At 50.8% G+C, this 23,055-nt stretch carries 21 protein-coding genes; 10 read left to right on the top strand and 11 right to left on the bottom strand.

Annotated features, from left to right (window positions below; genetic code table 11):
- From GC090_RS21470 to GC090_RS21450, 5 genes are read right to left on the bottom strand one after another with little or no spacing between them, the layout of a single operon-like run.
- Entirely contained in the window at positions 1 to 435 is a 435-nt protein-coding gene (locus tag GC090_RS21470; protein ID WP_033742509.1) for a globin family protein, read from the bottom strand.
- Positions 432 to 1,829 (bottom strand): DUF3131 domain-containing protein, encoded by a 1,398-nt coding sequence (locus GC090_RS21465; RefSeq protein ID WP_324021730.1) that lies wholly within the window; start codon positions 1,827 to 1,829, stop codon positions 432 to 434. Before GC090_RS21465 ends, GC090_RS21470 begins: the two co-directional genes overlap by 4 nt.
- Entirely contained in the window at positions 1,814 to 3,316 is a 1,503-nt protein-coding gene (locus tag GC090_RS21460) for a DUF3131 domain-containing protein (RefSeq protein ID WP_044243148.1), read from the bottom strand. Before GC090_RS21460 ends, GC090_RS21465 begins: the two co-directional genes overlap by 16 nt.
- 41 nt (positions 3,317 to 3,357) lie before the next feature.
- Complete coding sequence (locus tag GC090_RS21455; protein ID WP_324021728.1) at positions 3,358 to 4,689, bottom strand: DUF3131 domain-containing protein; 1,332 nt, start codon at positions 4,687 to 4,689, stop codon at positions 3,358 to 3,360.
- Positions 4,686 to 6,503 (bottom strand): glycosyltransferase family 2 protein, encoded by a 1,818-nt coding sequence (locus GC090_RS21450; protein ID WP_324021726.1) that lies wholly within the window; start codon positions 6,501 to 6,503, stop codon positions 4,686 to 4,688. Before GC090_RS21450 ends, GC090_RS21455 begins: the two co-directional genes overlap by 4 nt.
- Positions 6,504 to 6,784: 281 nt before the next feature.
- On the opposite strand from GC090_RS21450, the gene opgC reads away from it, so the two are divergent.
- Genes opgC through GC090_RS21425 form a run of 5 tightly spaced genes read left to right on the top strand, consistent with a single transcriptional unit; the run spans position 6,785 to position 10,891 of the window.
- Positions 6,785 to 8,002 carry an OpgC domain-containing protein gene (gene opgC, locus GC090_RS21445; protein WP_324021725.1) on the top strand — a complete coding sequence of 406 codons (1,218 nt, stop codon included), beginning with the start codon at positions 6,785 to 6,787 and terminating at the stop codon, positions 8,000 to 8,002.
- A 10-nt stretch (positions 8,003 to 8,012) separates the two neighbouring features.
- Positions 8,013 to 8,912: a hypothetical protein gene (locus GC090_RS21440; RefSeq protein ID WP_185200244.1), complete on the top strand. Its 900-nt coding sequence runs from the start codon at positions 8,013 to 8,015 to the stop codon at positions 8,910 to 8,912.
- Between the two features lie 8 nt (positions 8,913 to 8,920).
- The gene (locus GC090_RS21435; RefSeq protein ID WP_324021723.1) at positions 8,921 to 10,129 is read left to right on the top strand and encodes a PP2C family protein-serine/threonine phosphatase; all 1,209 of its coding nucleotides are present in this window, start codon (positions 8,921 to 8,923) and stop codon (positions 10,127 to 10,129) included.
- Positions 10,126 to 10,464 (top strand): STAS domain-containing protein, encoded by a 339-nt coding sequence (locus tag GC090_RS21430; RefSeq protein ID WP_324021722.1) that lies wholly within the window; start codon positions 10,126 to 10,128, stop codon positions 10,462 to 10,464. The genes GC090_RS21435 and GC090_RS21430 overlap by 4 nt, the downstream gene beginning before the upstream one ends.
- Position 10,465: 1 nt before the next feature.
- Positions 10,466 to 10,891 carry an ATP-binding protein gene (locus GC090_RS21425; protein WP_324021721.1) on the top strand — a complete coding sequence of 142 codons (426 nt, stop codon included), beginning with the start codon at positions 10,466 to 10,468 and terminating at the stop codon, positions 10,889 to 10,891.
- Between the two features lie 202 nt (positions 10,892 to 11,093).
- Here the strand turns inward: GC090_RS21425 and GC090_RS21420 are convergent, their stop codons facing one another.
- On the bottom strand, positions 11,094 to 11,354 hold the full coding sequence (locus GC090_RS21420; RefSeq protein WP_054633991.1) for a hypothetical protein: 261 nt from the start codon (positions 11,352 to 11,354) through the stop codon (positions 11,094 to 11,096).
- 512 nt (positions 11,355 to 11,866) lie between these two features.
- On the opposite strand from GC090_RS21420, the gene GC090_RS21415 reads away from it, so the two are divergent.
- Positions 11,867 to 12,085 (top strand): type II toxin-antitoxin system CcdA family antitoxin, encoded by a 219-nt coding sequence (locus tag GC090_RS21415; protein WP_006121899.1) that lies wholly within the window; start codon positions 11,867 to 11,869, stop codon positions 12,083 to 12,085.
- Between the two features lie 2 nt (positions 12,086 to 12,087).
- Positions 12,088 to 12,387: a CcdB family protein gene (locus GC090_RS21410; RefSeq protein ID WP_039339392.1), complete on the top strand. Its 300-nt coding sequence runs from the start codon at positions 12,088 to 12,090 to the stop codon at positions 12,385 to 12,387.
- A gap of 168 nt (positions 12,388 to 12,555) precedes the next feature.
- On the opposite strand, the gene GC090_RS21405 is transcribed toward GC090_RS21410, so the two are convergent.
- The 5 genes from GC090_RS21405 to GC090_RS21385 all read right to left on the bottom strand — a co-directional run bounded on the left by GC090_RS21405 (position 12,556) and on the right by GC090_RS21385 (position 19,753).
- Positions 12,556 to 13,251, bottom strand: coding sequence for an ROK family protein (locus GC090_RS21405; RefSeq protein WP_054633989.1), 696 nt, complete (start codon positions 13,249 to 13,251; stop codon positions 12,556 to 12,558).
- 17 nt (positions 13,252 to 13,268) lie between these two features.
- A complete protein-coding gene (gene zwf / locus GC090_RS21400) occupies positions 13,269 to 14,639 on the bottom strand; it encodes a glucose-6-phosphate dehydrogenase (RefSeq protein WP_324021717.1) in 1,371 nt (456 codons plus the stop codon).
- 17 nt (positions 14,640 to 14,656) lie between these two features.
- Complete coding sequence (gene gnd / locus GC090_RS21395) at positions 14,657 to 15,661, bottom strand: phosphogluconate dehydrogenase (NAD(+)-dependent, decarboxylating) (RefSeq protein ID WP_039339386.1); 1,005 nt, start codon at positions 15,659 to 15,661, stop codon at positions 14,657 to 14,659.
- Between the two features lies 1 nt (position 15,662).
- Complete coding sequence (locus tag GC090_RS21390; RefSeq protein WP_324021715.1) at positions 15,663 to 18,164, bottom strand: glucan 1,4-alpha-glucosidase; 2,502 nt, start codon at positions 18,162 to 18,164, stop codon at positions 15,663 to 15,665.
- Positions 18,165 to 19,477: 1,313 nt separating this feature from the next.
- Entirely contained in the window at positions 19,478 to 19,753 is a 276-nt protein-coding gene (locus GC090_RS21385) for a hypothetical protein (RefSeq protein ID WP_324021714.1), read from the bottom strand.
- A gap of 463 nt (positions 19,754 to 20,216) precedes the next feature.
- Here GC090_RS21385 and GC090_RS21380 point away from each other — a divergent pair, with 463 nt between their 5' ends.
- From GC090_RS21380 to GC090_RS21370, 3 genes are all read left to right on the top strand, one after another.
- Entirely contained in the window at positions 20,217 to 20,498 is a 282-nt protein-coding gene (locus GC090_RS21380) for a hypothetical protein (protein WP_282499145.1), read from the top strand.
- 420 nt (positions 20,499 to 20,918) lie between these two features.
- On the top strand, positions 20,919 to 21,515 hold the full coding sequence (locus tag GC090_RS21375) for a hypothetical protein (RefSeq protein ID WP_205951539.1): 597 nt from the start codon (positions 20,919 to 20,921) through the stop codon (positions 21,513 to 21,515).
- Between the two features lie 679 nt (positions 21,516 to 22,194).
- Positions 22,195 to 23,004: a YopT-type cysteine protease domain-containing protein gene (locus GC090_RS21370; RefSeq protein WP_164483276.1), complete on the top strand. Its 810-nt coding sequence runs from the start codon at positions 22,195 to 22,197 to the stop codon at positions 23,002 to 23,004.
- Positions 23,005 to 23,055: the final 51 nt, after the last annotated feature.

Raw genomic sequence — 23,055 nt, 5'->3', positions numbered from 1 at the left:
TTATTCTCCCCCGGGCTGATAGTGCAATTCGGCTTGCCGTCGCAGATATTCCAGGCCGGGCGCTATCGCCATCGCCCACGCCGTGAGGATCTCCTCATCACAGAGGGGATCCCGTTCACGTACAGTGCGCAGCATGGCTTCCCGCCAGAAGGCGAAAAAACGTGGCGGCAGGCGCAGACCATCCTGGGTTTGCCTGCGCGCCAGTTGCTCAAGAAAGTCCGGAACAAAAAGGGCACCATCGACGGTGAGCATGGCAAAGAAACTTTTATAGATCATCTGTCGACCTTCTTCGCTCGGGCGACGGGCGAAGTGTTGCTCCGTCTCTGGCGATCGGTGAATAAAAGCCTCGTAAAACGCCAGGAAAAAGTCTTTTTTGTTCGTCTCTGACAAGACACGGCTCACGCTGGCCTCAAAGAGATCACGATAAAATTTCATGGTGCTGACCTCCCTTTTCTTTCACCCGGCAGACACAGGCCGGGGGGATTGAATTCGTCTGCCAGACGGTGAGTGAAGTAGCTGTTATCAGTATCAAAATGATTATCAAATAACGGCCCGCCGTTATGTTTGTAGAAGAGCGACTCAAGGACCATGGCATTAGTGGATAGCGTGATCATCGGGTTGATATCCCCCGTCGCTTCAACACGGCCCTCAAACCAGCCGCGTTGTGGACTGTTAAGGTGCTTCGTTACTGCCATAAGCACATCGGTATAGTCGTTTTTCCACAGCGTCCAGAGGATAAAAACCGCCTTCGTAGACACCTGTGACAGCTGGCGGTAATCGCGGCCATCATCGCCCAACGTGTTCCAGGCGTAACCATTTCCCCAGACGGTGTCCTCAAGATGCCAGGGCGCATGTGACAGCGAAAAATCGGCTCGCGCAGTCAGGAGCTTGTCACGCTCCCAGCGCGACTTCTGACTGAGCCAGATGCCTTCCGCTCGCGTACGCATTAATTTTTGGACATCGGGTGGCACGCCAGGAGGCTGCCATCCGAACTCCAGCCCGGGCAACATGGCAGGTAACGTAGTGAGTAATGACGGTTGCCAGGTCGTACGCGGATCGCGCGCGTCAACGCTAAGGCTGCGCTGATAAACAATGACGTTTCTTGCGGGTGGCGTGAATGCTTTACTTGCCGGGAATCCCCATAGCCGAAAAGCACTGGCGGCATATTCGCTTTCACCCAGACGGAGCTCTTCACGCACGACAGGTTGGCCGTTCTGTACTGAGGCGGACCATAATTCCCCCTCGTTATTGATAACGGAGCAGAAATTCCAGCGCAGGATGATTTTGTCCAGATACTCACGATAGTGCGGTGCACGTTCGGCGGTAAGCCGTAAAGCGAGCATCAGCCTTGCCATATCTTTTGCCGACCAGCCGCTGCTGATGGATTTGCCTGTGTAATCTATTGGCATCGCCGTCTGGCTCGAATAGAGCCTGCCGGGTGTACGCGTGGTGGTCAACGCAAGGCGATTGAGCGTGCCAAGCAGGCGGCTTATCCGGGCATCAAACTCATCTTCCGGCACCAGATCCAACTCCCTGGCGGACAGAAGTGCGATTAACGTATCCCCCATCTGCCAGAGCGTGACGCGCGGCTGTTTATCGCTGCCATTGACCAGGCCGGTTTGCAGCTGCGTATTATTCTGGAAATAGCGCCATGCAATGGCCGCCCACTCCCGTTCCTGCGGCGTCAGGCTATCAATGCGAGCGGAGGTATGCCAGCCGCCTTTCGTCAGCCAGCGCCATCCCGCGCCTTCGCGACTGAACAACGCCAGTGCGATCACCAGTACGATGATTCCCGCTGCGACCAGCCTGTAGATCAGGGTTTTAAGCATTGCGCAGTCACCGGCGGCAATTTAATGGGCTCGTCCGTCTTGCAGGATGCACACTGACACGCCTGGCAGGCAGGTTTGGTGCGCTGCGCTGTCCCGGTCTGCTCGCACCAGCTTCTGTTGGCGGCCGTGTCGCTCAGGAAGGGGCGATTGCGTCGGGTATTATTTTCTTCAAACTGATCGAGAAGCTTCTGGTTCCAGAGCGAGGGGGCGAACTGACTATTTTTGGGATTGTCGCTATTAAACTGCAACAGTTTGCCTTCTTTTTTAAATAACAACGCTTCAAGCATGATGCCGTTATTGTTGGCGGTGAACTCCTTAATGGGGCCATCGCCGTTTTCATATAAACCCTCGTAGTAGCCTTTACCTTCCTCATTAGCGTTTTCAATGGCATTCAGCAATCTGTCGGTATAGGGCGAGCTCCAGAGCACCCACATACCGAGTGCGGCTTTAAGTGATACGGCCGCACTATTTGGTACAAACTGTCCTTTATCCGTAATCGTATTCCAGTTATAGCCATCACTAAATATGGTGTCATAAACAAAGTAGGGGGCTTTATCGAGCTGATGTTCAGAGCGCGCGGTCAGAATGCCGGTGATTGCATAGCGGTTTTCCTGCGCCTGATAAACCCGATCGGCAAAATTTTTCATCCACGGATGGGAATAATTGCGTGGGCTGTTATCTCTGTCGGTCGCTTTATCAAAACCAAACTCCAGACCATACAGAAGATAGGACTCGGTCACGACATAGTTATGTTGTGACGTATCTCGCGGGTCGCGCGAGTCATAAGGCACCAGCACACAGTAAATTTCTGCCAGCTCATAAGGCTGTGGCCGGCTGGCCTGGCAGGTATTGAACCCCCAGAGCTGGAAACCCGCAGCGCTGTATTCCTCATAGCCCAGTCGACCTTCCTGAACATATTTGGGCTGGCCATTTTCCAGGTAAGCACCGTACAGGGTGCCACAGGGATCAACGGCATGGCTGAAGTCCCAGCCAAGCACGACATTATCGATACCGTTGCTGTATTCCGGATAACGCTCTTTAATCACTTTAAGCCATACCAGCATTCTGCCGATATCCAGCGCCGAAAAACCAATCTCTCCAGGTTGGTTTCGGTAGTCCACTTTTTGTCCGCTGATCGTGTTATAGGCTTTATTGGGCAATTCATTTCTGAACAGCACCAGCGTGTTCAGGGTCGCGAGAAATTTCAACATACGTCGATCAAACTCGGCTTTATCAATAATGCCTAACTCACGCGCCGCCGTCAGAGCAGCCAGATAAGACGCGCTGTCCCACATTGTCGTGGAAGGATATTTGTTGACTGCGTTCACCAGCCCAGTACTGGGCTGGTAGTTAGCGACAAAATATTGCCAGGCATTTTTGGCAATGGTCATTTCACGTGGTGTCAGCTCACCACTTCGGGGAGTAAATTCTGATGCCGGTAGTCCCGGCGCTGCCTGCGCTGTCGCCAGCGCGAGCCAGCATGCCATGAGCCCGGTTAATACGGGGAAAAAAAGGATACATTTCCGCTTCATGGCGTAGCTCCTGCTGAAGACGTAAGAGAAGGGGGCGCGCTAAGGCAGGCCAGACAAAGCATCTGTCCCTGAACGATATAGGCGAGGCTCTCCAGGACCACGGCATTGGTATCTGCATCAATAACCGTGTTGATGCTGCCGTCCAGATTTAGTCCGCGCTGCCAGCCTTTGCCGGGCACCTGTAAAGGTTGTACCTGCTGGCGCAGCGCCTCACTCCAGCGGTTTCGAAACAGGGCATACCATGCAAAGGCAGAACGTGTGGAAGTGATGGCCGTTTGTTCGGGTACCTCATCACGCAGATCACGATTTTGGACAGGCTGCCGGTCTGGCAGATCGTTGGCATAATCTGGTGCGGGTTCGGCATAATCGGTACTGATGGGCGGTTTACTGACGCGCAGGCTGTGACGGCGCTGCTGAATTTGCATAATGCGCCAGGCGATCTCCGCGCTTTGCGCATCAAAACCCATTTCAAGTCCGGTCAACAGGTAAGGCAGGCTGATCAGTGAGGGCTGCCGTCCCCAGGGCGTGCGTAATCCTTCGTCAGGCACCATGATGCCATCGATATCAATCATTTGCTGACGCTCTGGTGGGTTCGTCACCGCCAGTCCGGCGACGCTGTCGATAAGGCGAAGCGTATGGCTGGCATACAGGCGATAGCCAAAACTGTTTTTGGGTTCATCTGTTGCCAGCGCCCACTGGTGTAACGCTACCGCAGCCTGACTGGCCGAGTTCTTTACAATCAGCGCACCGACGTTCCACTGTTTAAACAGGTCGCGCACGGCGGTTGCATGTTGGGGATAACGCCACACTAACGTTTGCAGGGCGTTAAGCAGGCGTCCCATACCGATTGCGGAAGACTCCTGTTTTCCCAGCAGCTTCAAAGTATCTGCATGATAATAGGCCGCTGGCAGACCGTCAGGCGTGAGCGGGATTTGGCTAAGCGTCAGCAGTGCAGCAGCAATCCGCTCATCAAACTCGTCGGTTGTCAGGACATTAAGTTGCTTTGCGGCTGTGACAGCAAACAGATAACTACCAATGCTCCACAGGCTGAACCAGGGTTCACCGTCGTTCGCGTTAGCCAGACCGTTTGGCTGTGTATTATTGACATAATATTGCCAGGCCACCCGTGCCCAAATTGCCTCTTCAAAGGTCAACTCTCGTGGGGTCGGCAGGGGAGGGAAATCCTCACTTAACGCGACCCCCGTACTGCTTTCTACGCGTGTCGGCATCTGTTTTTCTACCCAGACGACAATAGCAAACCCAATCAGAAAACCGAGCAGGATGGTGAGATAACTTCGGGCAGAAAGTAGCGCATCTCTCGTCCTCATTGACTCGTCTCCTTCTCGTCGGCGGGCGTCCAGATTGCGGCTAAAATCAAGGGCAACATGGCGGCTATGTTGACGGCCCCCCAGAAGATGTTGATGACATAGCCTGAAGGATCATCGACCTGACCGCGTGCAACCTGAATCCCTCCCCATATAAGCCCGGCAAGGGTCAGTACCACAACGGCGATTTGCGGTTTGACGAGATACAGAAAACGGCCTGTCTGTCTTTCCTTTGGCGTAACGTGAAATTTTATCTGCTCACCACGAAGTACCGTGCCCAACGCGCGCAGGTTCATGGAGAAAAAAGAAAGATATGAGGCCCTGCCGTCCCAGGCAGAGATCCCCCATGTCCCGAACATAAATGCGAGTTCCGACACAATGAAAAAAGGCAAAAAATGCAGGTAAAAGGGCGTTGACCAGGCCGATACGGGCGGAATGCCGGTGAACAGGTAGATTATGGGTGAAAAGAGAAAAACGGTGTTCCAGATGCAGGCCAGATACGACCAGAAAGTGGTGCCATACATAAGCGTTTGCGGCAAAGAAAGCCTGAAGCGGCGGCGACTGAAAATATTGTCATGAAACAGGATGTCCAGCGAACCCGCAGCATATTTAAAACGCTGAATCATCCATGTCAGCATATCCTGGGGAGACAACATCTTGGATTCAACACGCGGGTGCATGACAGAGCGCCAGCGCCGGCCCGCATCGCCGTGAAGCAGGATGGACGTATAAATGTCTTCTGAGACGTGAAACTTATAGGGCGTGAGTTCTGTGTCAAACGCAACGTGAGGGCGCATGGCGTCACGCAATGCTTCACGCGTGGCAGCATCATGAATGTCGCGCGTGTGACGAGCAATTTCTTCTTCCACCGTCCAGACATAGCTCCGCAAGGCTGCCTGCATCACCGCTTCTCGTCGATGTACAGAAGCCGCACCGCAGCAAAATGCCGCATTTGCCCAGTTACGCCGACGTAAAATCACGTCGTAAAACATGCGTGGATCGTTAAAAAACGGATCTCGCCCAATCGTGACCGGCCCGACAAATTTCTGTGTCAGCCAGCCAAGACCATATCCCACCTTGCCCGCTTTTCGTTGCAGCCAGTTTGACAGGTTTTCCCCTTCAGGGAGATCGTAAAACCATTGAGGTGTCTGAACCCACGCCACATCTGGATCGCGAAAATAGCCCAATGTGTGGCTGAGCAACGTGGGGAAGACTCTCGTATCAGCATCGCAAATAACCAGGAAATCACCCTCCGTGTTTTCCAGCCCGTTACGGAGGTTTCCGGCCTTGTAGCCAATATTGGTCTGACGGGTGATGTAGTTGACGCCTTCCTCATCGCACACCGCTTTCATTTCCGGACGCCGGCCATCGTCGAGCACGTGTATTTGATAGTGAAGCGGGAAGGGGTATTGCATTTTCAGAGCGTCACGAACAGACAGCCTGACGAGTTCAACGTCTTCAGAATAGGTCGCGATAAACAGATCGACTTTGAGCGGTCTTTTCTCAACCTGTTCCTCTGCAAGCAGGCAATCGTTAATTTGCTCTGGGGGACGGTTTGGCAGCGGGTCTTCTTCTTTCCAGAGATTGATCGTAAATAATATCGTTCCAATCCAGGCAAACGTTTCTGCCAATACCAACGGAATCGAATACCACAGCGCGTAAATATTAAGCGAGGCGGTCCAACGCCAGTAAATATAATTTGCGCCGAGAATTAACGCGGCGACCGCTAAAACCTGCCAGGTCAGTATCACCCAGGTCGGTGTGCTGAGGGGCTCCGGTGGTTTGCGATTTTCAAAACGGGAAAAGTAAAAATCCATAGCAAAGGATATCCTGATTCCGCAACAGGGATGAAATAAAGCCATCCTGCAGGCAGCGCTCAGCCTGCCCGAGAAAATAACGTCTAATAAAACAAAAATTAAAACAAGTGTAGATAGCACAAAAAAAAGTGTCCAGAAAACTAAAAAATTATGAAGCGAGATCTGTTTTTTCGTTATTAGTCCCGGCTTATCCTCATTGCACCTAATTACTTGCCATAAAGCCCGCCTTAGGCTATCAAATATTTAACCAGATGTTTTTCAGTCAGGAATAAAACCTCATCATGAGCCAGGTCGTGCAAGCGGTGAAGCAGAAATCATTCTGCAAATCAGCCACATGGCGCTATAGCGCAGCGGGAAGCCGCGATTTAAGAATTGATTTCATGCGCGGCATTGCATTGGTGATGATGGTTGTAGCCCATACAGAAATAATGTCCCTGTTCAACATATTCACCTGGGAGAGATTCGGTTTAGTAACCGGAGCGGAAGGGTTTGTTATTTTATCCGGTTTTATGCTAGGTATGCTTAGTCGTGCCAGACTGCAAAAGGTGGTTTGGCTCACAGTGTCCTGGGGACTTTATCTTCGCGCATGGAAGATATACCGGGTAAATATCCTTATCATCCTGTCATTTTTGCTGTTAGGGTATTTGCCTTTTATCAATGTTTTTGAGGTGACGCATTTTACCGATCGCTTTTCAGGCACCCACTGGTCACTCTATCCGGTCACACCACAAATAAAAGAGACCTGGTTTAACATTGTTTTCTATTTACAAATCGGCCCTCATCAGACGCAAATCCTTGGCCTCTATATTTGCCTCCTGCTGGTCAGTCCGTTTTATTTAGCCATGCTGCAAAAGGGAAAAGTTTACGGGTTATTGGGTCTTTCGTTACTGATCTACTGCTACTGGCAACGCTGGCCTGTACGCGTGACAACGGCGGAGTTCGAATTCGCTTTTCCGCTGTTAGCCTGGCAATTCATTTTTGTACTGGGGATGTGCAGTGGCTGGTATAAAGACGAACTGCTCTCTTTTGCAAATACACCGCCGGGCAAATTGACCGTGGCGGCACTTGTCGTAGTGGCGTTAGTTATGGGGTTTGTTGCACAAAATCATACCAACCCTTTTATGCCGTCCGATCTGTTGATGCACATCATTCCTGCTGCAGATTTTGATACGTTCTACCATACGTGGGCGGCAAAAAATGGGCTGGGTCCCGTCAGGGTCGTCAACGATATCTGCCTGATGGTAACGGTCTATCTGCTTCTGACATGGTGCTGGCAGCCGATATATCGCTTTGCAGGCTGGTTTCTTATTCCACTGGGCCAGCACTCGCTTTATACCTTTATTTTGCATGTCTATGTTGTGCTCGCAGTCAGCCAGTTTGTGTCGTTTGATTTATGGCGTCACGCATGGTTAGAAAACACGCTTATTCATGCGGCTGCGCTGGGCACGCTGTGGCTGATGGCAAAATATAACGTTGCTGCACGCTGGATACCTAACTAAGGAAGGGCAGATGAATAAGAAATATCTCTTGATCTGCGCGTTATTCAGTGCCGCGACGGAAAGTGGGGCGGCCCAAACGGACGATACATTACCGTTGCGCGATAAGAACGATGAGCCGATACAGGCGGGCGTGTACACCAGTCGCTGGGGACGACTTTTTTCTGGTAATGATAAAGCATTTTCTGGTGCCCTGAGTTTTAGTTCGGGTTTGAAAGAGCAGTGGATGACTATCCCTAACCGCAAAGACAGCGCGGAACAGAAGAAAAAAATCAATCAAACCGTAAATCTGAGCCTACAGTATTCCCCTTATAGTTTCTGGTTTGCCAATATCACATCACGTTTGCCTGTCAGCGATACCAGCCGTTATACGGCAGACTATCGCTATAGTTTTGGTTACGATGACTGGCACGCGAATACGCTCAGTCTGGTTTACAGCAATTATGGTGATAACCACTTCTGGACCTCGGGTGGTCGTCGGCATACCTATTTTGAGCAGGGAGCCATCACGCTGGCCTATAAATTCTCCTTGCCGAAGCCGGTCGAAAATGCGCTGTTGATTAATAAAGGCGACGCTATCATTTGCCAGGCAGGCTACAGCTGGGTCCCCCGCTATTACGACTTAAGCAGCAACGATATTCGCCAAAATAAAAACGTCTTGTTAGGCGGATGCGGTTATACGTTTAAACAACATTTCTTCGTGCGTGTAACGGCATTTTGGTTTCCGGATAAGAGTCAGCAGCAACCGTGGAACGGCGATTACAGTTATAGCTTCGGCTACGCAGGTTACACACCAGGATCGTTTTCAATACAGTATGCGAACTATTCCGGAACGCGTTATCCCGGCCATCAGAGCGGTAGCGGAAAGTTTCGTGAAGGCACGATCAGCCTGATCTGGTTCTTACCGATTTAGGGGGCATCATGTCGATACCGCACGTTCTGATCGTGGAGGATTCACTGGTTTATCGTCGCCTGTTATCACGCATGCTGACCCAGTGGGGCTATCGGGTTAGCGAGGCTGAAAATGGCATAGTCGCGCTGTCCATCCTTGAAACTCAACCGGTGAGCATGGTGATTAGCGACTGGGAAATGCCGGAGATGGACGGTCTGACGCTTTGCCGGGAGATACGTGGTCGTCAGCTTGGTCACTATATCTATTTCATTCTGCTCACCGCACGCGAAAATCCTAACGATCTGACGCAGGGGTTTGATGCCGGTGTGGATGATTTTCTGAGCAAACCTGTCGAGCAATCCGAACTGCGGGCACGGTTGCATGCCGGCACGCGCATTCTGTCTCTGGAGGCGACGTTAGCCGCGCGTAATACTCATCTCAGTGAGGCGCTGCGTCAAATTGAGCAGGACCTTGAAGTCGCCGCACGGATTCAACACTCCGTCCTTCCGGCACATCAGCAGTGTTACGGTGACTACTTTTCCGACTGGCTGTTTTTACCGTCCGCCTGGGTTTCAGGCGATATTTTTAACGTTTTTCCGCTGGATAATCATCTGGGTTTTTATTGCGTGGATGTATCAGGTCATGGCGTCGGTGCAGCGATGATGTCGCTCGCCGTCGCCCGGCAGTTTCTTCACGGCAGGACGGTAGAGCGTTTTCTTTTAGATGGCGACAAGGGTGTCGTTTCCCCGGCGGAGGTCGTGCGCATTCTGAACGAACGCTTTTGTAGTGATGAGGCGGAAATTGTCAGTTACTTCACCCTGATTTATGGCGTGATCAACCTGACTAGTGGCGAAGGACGGTTATGTCAGGCCGGGCATCCTACGCCTTTCATTGTAACGCCCCACGGGCAAATCAGAACGGTCGGCGAGGGTGGCGCACCGGTGGGCTTAATGCCTCATCTTTCCTGGACCGACGTCTCCTTTACCCTTGCGCCAGGTGAAAGACTCTGTCTGTTCAGTGACGGCATTACTGAGTGCGAAAACCTGACCGGAGAGCAGTTTGGTCAGGAACGTCTGCAGACATGCATACAGGACAGCATTGCACAGGCACCTGATGACCTTCTGCAACAACTCGGCCAACATCTCATCCGTTGGCGCAGTGGTGAAAACACAGAACAACATGCGATGGCCGATGATGTATCGCTTTTAATCATTGAGCATCAAGGAGAAAACTTATGAACATGGGTACAGAACGGCAGCCTGAAGTGAATATCCTTACACCCGCAGTGCGCAGGCTGGACGCATCGGTAGCCACAGCCTTTAAAGAAGCGGTTTCGCGGGAAATTGGTGAGGATAAAAAGGCCCTCATTGTGGATTTTAGCAAAATTGACTTTATCGATAGCAGTGGACTGGGAACGCTGGTTTCGTTGCTTAAGTTAATGAACGGAAAAGGGGAAATGACATTATGTGCATTGAATGCCAATATCCAGAAGATGTTCACACTCACCAGAATGGATCGCATTTTCCGGATCTGTCCGGACCGCTCCGCGGCACTTGCGCAGTTAAATAAGTGAAATGTCAGTGAACAGCGATATTACGCTTCCCGCTACGCTGACCTCGCTCGCTCGCCTGGCAGAATGGCTTGCGGAAAAGATGGAAGCGTTACCCGTGAATGATGAGTGGCGGTTCTCACTCGATCTCGCCGCGTGTGAGACAGCAACCAATATCATTCGTCATGCGCTAAATGAAGACAGTCACCGCCGGTTTACAGTGGAATTTATTGCGTCAGACATCAGCATTACGCTTCGCTTTATGGACGAGGGGAGTGTATTTCCCGCTGAACGCCTCCAGGCGGCACGTTGTGATGCTTTTCCTGACCAGACAATGACCCAGGAAAGCGGCAGAGGGCTGAAATTGATTTTGTGGTATGTGGATAAATTTCGGATCGAATACTCGGCGGGCAAAAATATTACTTTGCTGGAAAAGTCGTTGGTATGTTAGTGCCGCATGCCGGGTTATGAGCGGATGTACTGGACTGATAAGCTGTTGCGCCGGGCGAACGCGGTGTTACCCTACGTATGTCCATGCTGATAACAACAGACTCAACTACACGTTTTGAGCGGCACACGCACTTAACCTATGGCATCGCAGTTCTGTAATATTTTTTGGACAGGCACTTATGCACCTGTCACACGGCGCCCACTTAGTCGTCAGTATGTGGTGGAACCGGCAAACCTAGCGCGCTTACCAGTTCATCGATACCGAGAGGAACGTCAAACCATTTGTCGTTCGACAGAACGACGCGGCAGCCTTTTGAAAATTCTTCTTCACGGACCCATGCAATAAGCTCTTTCTGGATCATCCATGTTTTATTATTTCTGTCCCTGAGGGTCACCAGGTTAGTGGGTGAGCAGGAAACGCCGGTGGTTGTTTCTGAGGTGTGGTATATGCTGGTGTCTAACATGCGGTGCTCCAGTCAAATGGCTAGCTTGAAACTTTTTTATTGTGTATGAGTAACCACGGCAGACGGACCACCAGGACGAGCTTTTTGCCGTCCCTCCGCTCTTGCCGCACAACGAGAGTTAAACCTGCACTTACATTAATCCGCTTCCTGCATTCACCTTCCTTCCTGCCGCTGAAAGGTTTCAACAGAAACCTATCCGCATCAGAAACGCGGACAAATGGTCAGCTAGTATATCGTCACCGTTTCGTTTTTCTTCACGGCTATCTGCTTTGGCCCGTCCAAGACGGTAACAAAGTGGCCACTCATTCAGAAAGAGCCTGTTATCTGAGCAGACATTTTTCTCTGGGCCAGTGTGATCGTACATTCTGGGTTATAGGCAGTCTGACAAGCTGAACAACGCTTTTCGGGCGGGTCAAACCAGGCGCATCGTGAAAGCAGAGTACACCTAAAAATCGTTCCTTGCTGGTGTGTATCAGCAGTGTATACTTGTAACTCACACTTCGGAGGTGTACATGAAATACAGAACTAACGTCACCATTGATAAAGAAGCCTACGAGATATTTTCATCTGCGGGCTTAAACCTTTCTAAAATGGTTAACGAGCTTGTCACTACTGAGGCTCGCAGAATCCGGGCTGAACGCTGGAAAGAAGAAAACCGTGAAAGCATGAAAGCCTTCTCTGACTTTGTGGGAGAAGAGGGATCGCTTTCTGATATGTACAGGAACTGGTAGGGATGCAATTTGACGTTTACTCACACAAGAATGGTAAAAAATATCCTTATCTTGTTGAAGTACAAAGCTACCTGATAGACACACCAGGCCGTTTAATGGTCGCCCCCCTTGCTCTTCCGGGCGAGTTCGTGGGTTCAGGTGAACTTTATCCTGAGGTACTGGTTAACGGCAGCAAGTACCGCGTTGTGACAACCGACATTGCATCTGTCCCGGTGAAAGCGTTAGGGGATAAAGTGGGTGATGTCAGTCAGTATGAAGCAACAATAAAAAACGCGATTTTCAGGCTTTTTTGGGGTTTCTGACAGGTTTTCTTAACCCACCGATGCCGGTTACCGGCAATGACGGGTCGGGTCGGCCAGCCATGAATGTCGCATTCGCTGGCGGTTTTCGTTAGTCTGCCGCGAATAAACGTTCACGGCAGTAAACCTAAAACACAGCAACGCTATTCTGGCCTTCTTAAATGGCAGGGATCACGTGATCAAGTTTGGGTCGTTCCAGAGACGAAATCCACCTTCGAATGCCAGCGTGTTGTCGCCTTTCCGGCAGTTGGGCGGAAGTGAATCGAGTTCACCTACGTTTCCGCCGCCTAAGACGACATACTCAGGCTGTAACGCGGCGGTCAGCATCTCCACAACATCAAAAACACGCTCTTGCCATTTTTTGTTGCCCTTTTTTATCCGATAGGCTTCACCCACATAATGTTCATAGCTATTGCCCTTGCGATAAGGTAAGTGAGCAATCTCCATGGGCTGAGCGACATTCTCAACGATCATCGCAGCACCTAATCCCGTGCCAAGACCGAGAAAGAGCATGCGTCCGCCCTGATAGGAACCCAGCGCCTGCATCAGGGCGTCGTTGACGATACGAACAGGGCAACCGAATGCACCCGCATAGTCAAATCCCACCCAGCCCTCACCGAGGTTGGCGGGTTCCCGAAGCGGTTTGTTATGCGCGACCGGACCGGGATATCCCATTGCAATCACATCGTAGGTCATGCCTTCAGCCAGGCTCTTAACCACAGCAACCATTTCAGCCGCAGACATTGTCTTTCCACTGTCCGCCTTCTTTTTCACCCCGCCAGCGCTGGAGAGGATTTTTACATGGCTTCCGCCGATGTCTATGGCCAGAACGATTTGATCTTTTTTCTTTTTAGGTTGCCGCGTCATTGATAGTGCTCCATAACTCAATCGGGATCGACCCAGCCGCCGGGGGGCGCAAAGTCTGCCATCGTAGCCGGCCCCCAGGTTCCGGGCTTGTAGGAAAGGGGGACGGTTTTCTTATCCAGTACTGGCTCAACGATCTTCCAGGCCAGTTCCGCCGCGTCTTGTCGGGTAAAAAGCTGACGATCGCCAGCCATCGCATCGCCTATCAGCCGCTCATAGGGCGCCATATCGCCGATGCCATCGTCAAGCGCCGTTAGCTCAACGGCTTCACCTCGCATCTTTTCGCCAGCCGCCTTGCGTCGCGCCCCAATGCCGATCGTAATATCCGGACCAAGGCGAAAGCGGATATAGTTAGCGGCCTCGTTGGCAATGTCATCGAAAAGTGTAACGGGTGGTCGCCGGAAGCGCACGATCACTTCCGTCGCATGCGCAGGCAGATTTTTGCCGGCACGGATAAAAAAGGGAACACCACTCCAGCGCCATGTCGCAATCCGGAAACGAACCGCAGCGAACGTCTCTGTCGAAGAGGAAGGGTTGACACCGGGTTCATCGGTATAGCCTGCAAACTGTCCACGAACCACATCATCGTCCGACAGGGGGGGAATGGCCTTCAGCACCTGAACTTTCTCATCAACCAGATCGTCGGATGCGCCGGAGGCGGGAGGTTCCATAGTCAGCAACAGAAGCACATTCACCAGGTGATTTTGGATCACATCGCGGAGGCAGCCAACTTCATCATAAAATTTGCCGCGTCCTTTAATACCAAAGTCCTCGGCCATAGTAATCTGAACGCTTTCGATATGATCGCGATTCCATATTGGTTCGAGGAAGCTGTTGGCAAAGCGAAAGTAAAGGAGATTCTGGATGGCTTCCTTCCCCAAAAAGTGATCGATACGGAAAATCGCGTCCTCATCGAAAACGTTGTGAAGCACGTTGTTCAGCTGTTTTGCCGACGCGAGATCGCGGCCGAACGGCTTTTCAACCATCAGGCGGGCGCCTTTCGCGATACCCGCCTCTTGCAGACCTGTGACGACCGTTTCAAACAGCGACGGGGGTATAGCCAGGTAATAGAGCGGGTGATGATGGTCCCCCAGCGCATCGCGCAATCCATCGAATGTTGACTGAATGCGATAATCGCCGGAAACATAGGACAGCCTGTCCGCCAGCGCAGCAAAGACTGCCTCATCGAACTCATCGACGTGTTTTTCAACCGACTCTTTTGCACGCGCAATCAACTGGTCGCGCGTCCAGTCTTCAAACGCCACACCGATAATGGGCGTATTGAGCGTGTTACGCTTCACCATTGCATAGAGTGAAGGGAAGATCATTTTATAGGCAAGATCGCCCGTGACACCGAACACTACCAGTACCTCTGAACGTTGCTGTACCATCGCTGTGTCCCTCCGCTTTAGCGGTTTTTTTCCAGATGGCCACCGAAGGCGTGCCGCATGGCTGAAAGAACTTTTTCAGCAAACAGAGCTTCACCACGAGAAGAGAAACGCCCGAAGAGAGCAGACGCGAGAACCGGCGCGGGAACGCCCGTTTCCACCGCTGTCTGCAGTGTCCAGCGGCCTTCACCGGAATCTGACACACGACCATCATAGTTTTTAAGGTGCGGGTCCTGCTTCAACGCCTCGGCGGTCAAATCCAGCAGCCAGGAACCGATAACCGAGCCATGTCGCCATACCTCCGCAACGGCGGGAAGATTGATGTCAAAACGGTAATATTCAGGATGGGACAGAGGCGCGGTTTCCGCATCTGCCTCCCGTTCGCCGTTTCCGGCATTGGCGGCTTTCAGTATATTCAGGCCTTCGGCATAGGCGGCCATCACACCATATTCAATGCCATTATGTACCATCTTGACGAAGTGTCCGGCGCCCGCCGGCCCACAATGAAGATAGCCTCTCGGCGCTGTGCCTACGACCGCATCTTCCTCAATGTGCTGACCGGCACCGGGCGCGAGCGACGCAAAAATCGGATCCAGACGCTTCACAGCCGCCTGCGGGCCACCGATCATAAGGGAATAGCCACGTTCCAGGCCCCACACGCCACCCGATGTACCGACGTCGATATAGTCGATCCCAAGGGGGGAAAATTCTCCAGAGAGATCGATCGCTTCACGATAAAAGGAGTTGCCCCCGTCAATGATGGCGTCGCCTTTATTCAGCTTTGATGCGAAATCCCGCGCAATCTTCGGTGTGATCGCGGCAGGCAGCATGAGCCAGACCGCGCGCGGCGCCGCCAGTTTAGCAATAAGATCGGCTGGCGACGACGCGCCGGTTGCCCCCTCTTTAACCAGTGCGTCAACGTTATCGGCATTCACGTCGAAGACCACGCAATCATGGCCCTGTTTAAGAAGACGACGAACCATGTTTGCGCCCATACGGCCGAGTCCTACCATTCCAATCTGCATATCATTCCTCTCTGTCAATGCGCATTTGATTTTCCGGTTCATTCACAACCTGAACGGTGAAGTCGGTGTGTTCCCAGTTTTCAACATCAGGCCAGTAGAAGGTGAAGACAACGCGGGTTCCTGCGTCCTCATGCTGTAAAGGCAGGTCCACATAGTATGTGCCAAGTCCGGAAGGGATCGCCGGGCTGTCAGAGATGGTCGCCCAGTTATCTGTGCTCCAGTGCACCAGTGCGTTCGCTTCCGTTTCCAGCCTCAGTTGCTTCCCGACAGGAACAGAAGACAGGCGGTTGTTAAAGCGCCATATACGCAAGTGCGATGCGGTTTTATTCCGGATATAGCGCTCAACGCCCTGCGGTGGCATATCGAAGACCACGCCATCGCGGAGCGACCGCACGAGTTTAATATGCTCGGAATGCGCCCAGACAAGTGGCATGGCGCTACCGGCTGGCTGGCCGAAGAACAGCTCCCTTTCAGGAATATCGGGCCCGTCCCAGGTCTGTTCCGGTAACAACCCGCCCGGACCTGCCGACTTCTCCAGCGTGGATAAGAGCGCCTCCGCGACCTCGCGCCTGCCCGCTGCCAGCTCGTAATGCGCGCGTTCGCCCGCCAGCAAGGGCCAGGGACGTCCCTGGCCAATACCATCGAACGGCGCGCCGTCTTCGTGCTCACCATAGCCATCGCCGGTATACCGATACCATAGTGGCCCCTGAGGGAGTTCGACACGCAGACTATGGTCGATTGCTTTTACCGTATCCACGATGTGCGGGTCGTCGGCGGCGCGCAGACCAAAACGCACCAATGCCAGAGCATCCGGACTCAGCACATCGGTGGTTGACAGAATCGCCCGATCCGGCGTCTGGTTGCGGATCTCGGTTTCGCCGGATGCGCTTGCTTCATCCGTTGCGCCGGGGGGAGCGATGCGGACGTAGTGACCGGCAATACCAACCGATGCGCAAAAATCGGGCTCTCCGGCAAAGGTCCATTTTTCAATCTGCTCATTCCAGCAGTCGGCGGTTTCGCGCAGATGGTTTGCAGCCACCTCATCGCCGTCTAGCGAAAGCAGGTCCGCGGCAGCAAGAAGGGCGGAGACTTCGACCGCCAGGGTAAACGGACTGTAGCCCGCGTCTTCTTCCCAGCGATCCTCGCCGGTCGCCGGGCCGTTGGTCAAAATATAGCGGGCCGCACCGCGCAGCATGGGCATAATGTGTTTCAGCGCTTTTTTATCGAGATGACCAAGTCGGTGCAGCATATCGGCTAGCAGAACAGGGAAGGCACACTCATCCATCTGGATACCTGACCAGTATGGTTTTCCATCGAGCCACAGGTTCTGTGGCCAGCGCCCGGAGGGCTCCTGAACGCGTCGGAGATAATCCAGTATGGCGAGTGCTTCGTTGGCATCGCCAGCTGCCAGGAATCCCCCAGCCGTTTCGACCAGGTCACGCGGCCAGACCAGATGATAGCCTCCCAGATCGTCATCGCCCCTGGAAAATCCCCACGGAATCGTCAGGCTCGCGACAACGGCACCGGGGCAATCGGCTGCTTTATGCGAGGCCAGAACTGCGGTTGACACCCGGTATGTATTCACACCGTTCCGCTCGGGTTGATCGAGTGGAATGAGCGTGTTCTGCCATGCTTGCCAGTTACTGATGTAGTGCTTGCGGGCTTTGTCAAAGCCTGCTTTCAGACTGGCGGTTGCCGCCGCTGCGGCTTCGGATTCCGTCTGGCCGAACCCGATTGCCAGCATGGCTTCACGGCAGGCACTAGTGAATGCCAGCTCACCGGCAAGGGCGACATTGCCATCGTCCGCGCGCTGATACGAGTTCGCGATGCGCCCGTATTTTTTCAGCTGTTGCCAGCCGTCTGACGTGCCGACAAAGCCCACGCTCATTGCCGTCCAGGGTATATCGCAGACGAGCGCTAAGTAACGAGAGCGACCCGTGGCGAAAAGCACGGGCCTGTCTTCAAATTCACTGATCCATGCGGTGTTCATTTGCCCGGCATTCACCAGATGGGGAGCGAGCAGGGCGGTGATCTTGTAATCCGCAACATCCCCCTTTAGCGCGGTGAAACGGATGCGTTGCAGGACACAGTCACGGGCAGGATCCGTGATGATATCTTTTTCGAGCCGGTAGCGACCATCCCGGGCCGTGTTAACGATCGAAAAGGCCGGAATGCCTGGCGAGACCGTATGGGTTTCTGTCGAGCAATCGCGCTTTTCTTCTGAAAAATAACCTTCAGGGGCGGTGATGATGAACCCGAAATCGCGGGTGCAGGCGCTGTCAACGCGCGGATAATAAATTTCGTTGAGAATGCCGTGGCTTAAGGTGAACCAGACGCGGGAATCAGGTGAAAGGGCGGTGCCAATTCCGCTCTTGGCACTCGATGTCCAGCGGGCTTCAATCCCTGGCTTTCCTGGCGCTACGTCAATGATGGCGCGCTGTTGTTGGGCGTCCTCGCTTGCGCACGTTTGCAACGGTAGGGCGTCGCTGTCAGAATTTGACATATTCAGAATACCTTGGCTGTGTGCAGAAAAAATCTTAACCACGAAGAGGCGAATAACATCCTGACTTATCGCGGGCAAGAGTGAAATATTTCTATACCAAAGCAACTTGGTTAAACTTAAAATCTTATGATTTTAGTATCGAACCTAATAGGGTTATAGCCGCTGTAACATTTCCGGTCAACTCTCTGAAAAGTTTCAATACACTTGAAAGTGTAAAAAATAAAATTTTTTTTAGCGGTTAAGGATAACGGCTGAGTTAATTATTACCCGGCCCTGACGCTCTGAGGCCAACTGCATGGCAAACAACCAGTTTTTTTATTTGACGGCTTTCGCCAGGATATGGCTCCGGGAGAGCGTTATACGGACGTGACAGAATCTTTACGGGAGGATGGCTTGCTGTGTGCCTGTACAACCCCGACCTCAGTTTGCGTGGTGTTTATTTCGCTGAAGGTTGAGAATAACTGCGTAATCGCTTCCACATCAAATCCAGAGGCCGGAAGAATATTTTCACGCTCAGCATTCAGAGCGATTAAGAATGCGCAGTTTCAGCATTGCAGAGACAGAATTTCGTGCATGAGCGTTGATGCCAGCTGCTAAATGATGCATCCTGACGTCAATATCATTCAGATCCACTAAGAAGTGGGAAAGCCTGAAGCATTAATCGGGGAGGCAATGCATTAGGAACAGGGGAATAAGGAATTACAAGAGCAGGGGAAATGCTGACTTGTGGCATCGTTAATCGTATATCTTACTATTAACTTATTTTGTACCAGAATCAGATGCTCCTTTAAAACATCAGCGTTATTCACCAAATTAATATTTTGGAAGGTTCAACAATTTTAACCTTTAAAAATTTAGCACTCAATAATGTTAATGCATACGACGAATAATATTGGCCTCTTAATTTTCACACTTTTAACGTACTCGAATTTGGTGGAACGCATGATGCACTTGCCTGTATATCACGCGTACACGGCGTGGGAAATTTTTACGACCTCCGCATATTTAAATCCCGTCCATGCCAATGCAATACCTGGTGTGACGCCTTACTCTTTATCCGAGCGCTCCCGCTTTGGCTGCCCGCTTATAGCAGAGATATTGTTAGCGAGATCAATTACAAAAAAGTTGTAAATTAATGATTAATCAGAGTAAGTCAAAATTATCACGTCCGTCTCTGTCGATGCTTTCCTGCATGCTGGGAATGACTCAGTATTTTTAACGAATCTGCGCTGTTAAGAATAAAAAACCGCCTTACGGCGGCTTTACTGTTTCTGACTCCGGGTCACCAGGTCACGACCGGAAGATTTAAGCACTTATGATGCATCATCTGTGATGTCGTCATGTGGGCACGGACCTAACTCGTCGCAGGCAGAGTTGACGCGCTGGCCACTCGCCAGGGTCGGCTCTTTGGCCAGAATCATGTTTTCGTTACCGTGCGCAGTATTCTTCAGCTGTGAAACCGCACCGTTTTTGATGGGCAGCGAAGATGCCGAAGGGGTTTCAGCCAGTGCTGCGCCCTGATTCAGGAAAAATGCAGTTAGCGCGAATGCGGTTGTCTTCATTACCGATTTTGTTGAGAGCATGTTCATGATTTATCCTTGGTCAATACATTTTTTTGGGAAACGTTTTAGCTGTATGGCAGATTTGTTTGGCTGAGTTCCAGCAAACTGAAAATTTATTGCCAATGCCTCAGTGTGCTGATGGCCTTATAAAACGGCCTTTGGCCGTGACTCGCTAGCATCGGCTAAAGCATTCTTGTCATCGATTCGGCATTTGTAGTTTGTGTTTTCAGCCTGACCGACCGATTTGTGCCAACAGCGGACGTTCCAGACTTCAAATAAAGTTAATTAGCAGGGAGCAGGTCATAACGACGCTACCGCACCAGACTCAGTGAAGATAACGTCCAGCGATATGAGACGGAAAATCTGATTTTATAAGGCCATCTTTTAATAAAAATTCAGGCGCTTCAATCTCAAAGTCTGCATTTATAGTCAAAGTAGTTTTTTAAAAATGATGATGTCCTTTGAACTAACCAGCTCTAAAGGAAACACCATGAAATCTAAATCGTTAGCATTGGCACTAAAAACGTCGGCTCTGGCCCTGGTAACCTTTACCGGATTCCAGGAAACGGCCTTGGCAGAAACAGGTCATGAAACTTTAATGTCCTCAGGTACCATTGCTGTGTCTGCTCCTTCAGTAATTGAAAAAATGGCATCCGGGAATAAAACTACTCAGTTAACGTTGGCACTGTCTAAAGGGCTGCGCATCAACCCAGCATGTGATGATGGAGGCCCATGCCCGCCTGCAGATGACACCACCGATGATGCTTCCTGACTAACAAAAATTTGCAGTAGCGTTCCGTTTTAACGGTAGAAATCTATGAAAAACCGCCTTGTCTGGCGGTTTTTTTACGCCTTTTTCACTATTGTTTACCTGTGTGGGACCAACCAGAAGATCACGCCGGGCCGGCGTCAGTTCAATAAGGCTTCTGTTAACAGCTCGTGGTTGTCTGATTCTTATCGAATGTCTAAATAAACAATTCCCTTTAAACGCCATACTCATGGAACTAAATCGTCTTTTACCACACACAACCAAATCGTTACCTGTTATTTATCATTTCTACAATTATCGAGATTTCAAAAAGATAGAATAAATAGCTCTTCAGCAACATCATATTGGTTATATTCCACTGATTCATCTTCGAATATTCCCGCTACATCTTCGTCCAGTAGCTCATTAGGATTGCCGGAACGTGTGAGTGCATTAACAAGAGAAATTGCAGATAGAACCCAGCTATCCACTACAGGGTATCAAACCGCGATGGGGCGTATGAACAATTCACATAAACTGGATGGAGACGCGCTTATGACAATGAGAAGAGCAGAACAATATGTAAATGCGGCGAAAAGAACATATCCGACAGAAACGCTGAAGTCTCTTGCTTCACTACAACAATCATATATTTATAAAACTTCCGATGGAGAATTACGAGGTGCTATTGAAATGTCGTCGCAACAAATCTCAAAATGCATCGATAGATGTAGGGAAAATGGATTTTCAAATTGCGATGTGCAGGCGTTAGAAGTTGCTTTACATCTACAATATCGGCTAGGTTTAGATAATTTCAAGATCGTCAGCAATAACAAATTAAGTCACAACTATATTGTCATTGAACCTTGCAAAGATTTCCCCAGAGGGGCAATAGCAGATTCTTGGACAGGACAAGGTCTTTTAGAATTAAATTTAAAGACAAAACTTAAATTTAAACATCAAGAGCAAAATTTTCAGATAAATAAAAATATGCATAAATGGATTGAAGAGTACGGTCGTGGTTATGTTCTACCCGAGTAGCTAAATAAGTGCGGAATGATTCCGTTGCGTGCAGCCCGTGCAAACCGCTTCAGAGTGCGCGCGAGTCGCTCAGTGTAGTCGGTCATTTATGGGTATTGCCAACTTTGCTTTTTCCTGCACCACGATCATCGGCACAAGCACCTACTTGATGTCACCATAACGGCGCGAATGGTCGAGCGAGCGTTACTATCATGCCCGCTATGTCGGAGACAACTGCTGAATGAGTGTTGCATTGGGTGGCAGACGCTTATGGGCTGCGCCGGCCGCTGAACGTGGGGCGCAGATATTCCTTACATCGCACAATCTGTTCGCGCCAGTATTGATGGCCTTGGTCCCTGGGGGGGAAGGGGCACACAGTTAGATTGAGATCTTGGAAATAAAATATCTCCCTGAGGCCACTAAAAGAGCAGCCCTTTTTTATCAGCCGTTATCTGAATGGGTAGATTAGCCAGGATACTAAGCTGGTTAACTTATGTGGGATGGAAAATCAACCTAAGGCCTGGTGAGATAGTAGAGCCTGGCAAGCAGCATCGTGCTGTACTGTCTTGGCCTCCTGAGTTTGATAGCATCATATATGACAAATCCAAGAGAAAAAGGCTGACCAACTTCAGAAACCTGCGGAACCGAACCGCTTATGAAGTCACTAATTTCTTATCTTTTTGAATAGGGCGTTGAAAATATGACAATCACGTCTAAGCATATCGGCAAACACCCAAGCCTCACCACAGTTCAGGCTGGGTCTTCGGCTTCGGTCGCGAATCAAATGCCTGATCCTGCACAGTTCAGTGATGGCCGATGGAAAAAGCTTCCGGCTCAACTATCTTCAATGACATTGGCGAGATTTGATCAAGATATTTGCACGAATAATCATGGCATCAGTCAGCGAGCAATGTGCTTTGGCCTTTCATTGAGCTGGATTAACATGATTCATGCCGGAAAAGATCACGCTACGCCCTACGCATCAGCAGAAAGAATGAGATTTCTGGGGTCCTTTGAGGGGGTAGTACACGCTCGTACCGTTCATAATTTCTATCGAAGTGAGCACAAATTTCTATTGGAACAAGCTTCCGCAAACCCCGGAGTATTCAGTGGTGCAATGGCGGGCACAGAAAGTTTATTACAAGCTGCTGAATTGAAAGGATTAAAGCTTAAACCTGTTCTGGAGGACAAGTCTAACTCAGGTTTACCTTTCTTAATTGCGTGTAAGCAATCCGGGCGGCAGGTGAGTACAGATGAAGCTGCGTTAAGCTCCTTATGTGATGCAATTTTAGAAAATAAAAAAGGGGTCATGGTAATATACAGCCAGGAAATGGCACACGCTTTGGGCTTTTCTGTATCAGCAGACAGTAAAAGAACAACCATATTTGATCCTAATCTCGGAGAGTTTCATACGCACTCGAAAGAATTGGCTGATACTATCGAAAATATATCATTGGTAGATGGGCTGCCTTTAATAGGCGTTCAAGTATTCGCTTCAAAAAGACACTAAATGTAAGACTCTCAAGTTTACCTTGCGGGTTCCATGGAATCTGAAGACCCA

It is taken from the genome of Pantoea sp. JZ29, from assembly GCF_035190385.1.
In the GTDB taxonomy this organism is placed as follows: domain Bacteria; phylum Pseudomonadota; class Gammaproteobacteria; order Enterobacterales; family Enterobacteriaceae; genus Pantoea; species Pantoea stewartii.
This window is presented reverse-complemented; position numbering and strand designations above follow the sequence as displayed.

What these genes read in the sequence shown, in the direction of transcription:
- GC090_RS21470 (WP_033742509.1), bottom strand. Translation starts at nt 435, where the DNA reads ATGAAATTTTATCGTGATCTCTTTGAGGCCAGCGTGAGCCGTGTCTTG.
- GC090_RS21465 (WP_324021730.1), bottom strand. Translation starts at nt 1,829, where the DNA reads ATGCTTAAAACCCTGATCTACAGGCTGGTCGCAGCGGGAATCATCGTA.
- GC090_RS21460 (WP_044243148.1), bottom strand. Translation starts at nt 3,316, where the DNA reads ATGGCATGCTGGCTCGCGCTGGCGACAGCGCAGGCAGCGCCGGGACTA.
- GC090_RS21455 (WP_324021728.1), bottom strand. Translation starts at nt 4,689, where the DNA reads ATGAGGACGAGAGATGCGCTACTTTCTGCCCGAAGTTATCTCACCATC.
- GC090_RS21450 (WP_324021726.1), bottom strand. Translation starts at nt 6,503, where the DNA reads ATGGATTTTTACTTTTCCCGTTTTGAAAATCGCAAACCACCGGAGCCC.
- opgC (WP_324021725.1), top strand. Translation starts at nt 6,785, where the DNA reads ATGAGCCAGGTCGTGCAAGCGGTGAAGCAGAAATCATTCTGCAAATCA.
- GC090_RS21440 (WP_185200244.1), top strand. Translation starts at nt 8,013, where the DNA reads ATGAATAAGAAATATCTCTTGATCTGCGCGTTATTCAGTGCCGCGACG.
- GC090_RS21435 (WP_324021723.1), top strand. Translation starts at nt 8,921, where the DNA reads ATGTCGATACCGCACGTTCTGATCGTGGAGGATTCACTGGTTTATCGT.
- GC090_RS21430 (WP_324021722.1), top strand. Translation starts at nt 10,126, where the DNA reads ATGAACATGGGTACAGAACGGCAGCCTGAAGTGAATATCCTTACACCC.
- GC090_RS21425 (WP_324021721.1), top strand. Translation starts at nt 10,466, where the DNA reads ATGTCAGTGAACAGCGATATTACGCTTCCCGCTACGCTGACCTCGCTC.
- GC090_RS21420 (WP_054633991.1), bottom strand. Translation starts at nt 11,354, where the DNA reads ATGTTAGACACCAGCATATACCACACCTCAGAAACAACCACCGGCGTT.
- GC090_RS21415 (WP_006121899.1), top strand. Translation starts at nt 11,867, where the DNA reads ATGAAATACAGAACTAACGTCACCATTGATAAAGAAGCCTACGAGATA.
- GC090_RS21410 (WP_039339392.1), top strand. Translation starts at nt 12,088, where the DNA reads ATGCAATTTGACGTTTACTCACACAAGAATGGTAAAAAATATCCTTAT.
- GC090_RS21405 (WP_054633989.1), bottom strand. Translation starts at nt 13,251, where the DNA reads ATGACGCGGCAACCTAAAAAGAAAAAAGATCAAATCGTTCTGGCCATA.
- zwf (WP_324021717.1), bottom strand. Translation starts at nt 14,639, where the DNA reads ATGGTACAGCAACGTTCAGAGGTACTGGTAGTGTTCGGTGTCACGGGC.
- gnd (WP_039339386.1), bottom strand. Translation starts at nt 15,661, where the DNA reads ATGCAGATTGGAATGGTAGGACTCGGCCGTATGGGCGCAAACATGGTT.
- GC090_RS21390 (WP_324021715.1), bottom strand. Translation starts at nt 18,164, where the DNA reads ATGTCAAATTCTGACAGCGACGCCCTACCGTTGCAAACGTGCGCAAGC.
- GC090_RS21385 (WP_324021714.1), bottom strand. Translation starts at nt 19,753, where the DNA reads ATGAACATGCTCTCAACAAAATCGGTAATGAAGACAACCGCATTCGCG.
- GC090_RS21380 (WP_282499145.1), top strand. Translation starts at nt 20,217, where the DNA reads ATGAAATCTAAATCGTTAGCATTGGCACTAAAAACGTCGGCTCTGGCC.
- GC090_RS21370 (WP_164483276.1), top strand. Translation starts at nt 22,195, where the DNA reads ATGACAATCACGTCTAAGCATATCGGCAAACACCCAAGCCTCACCACA.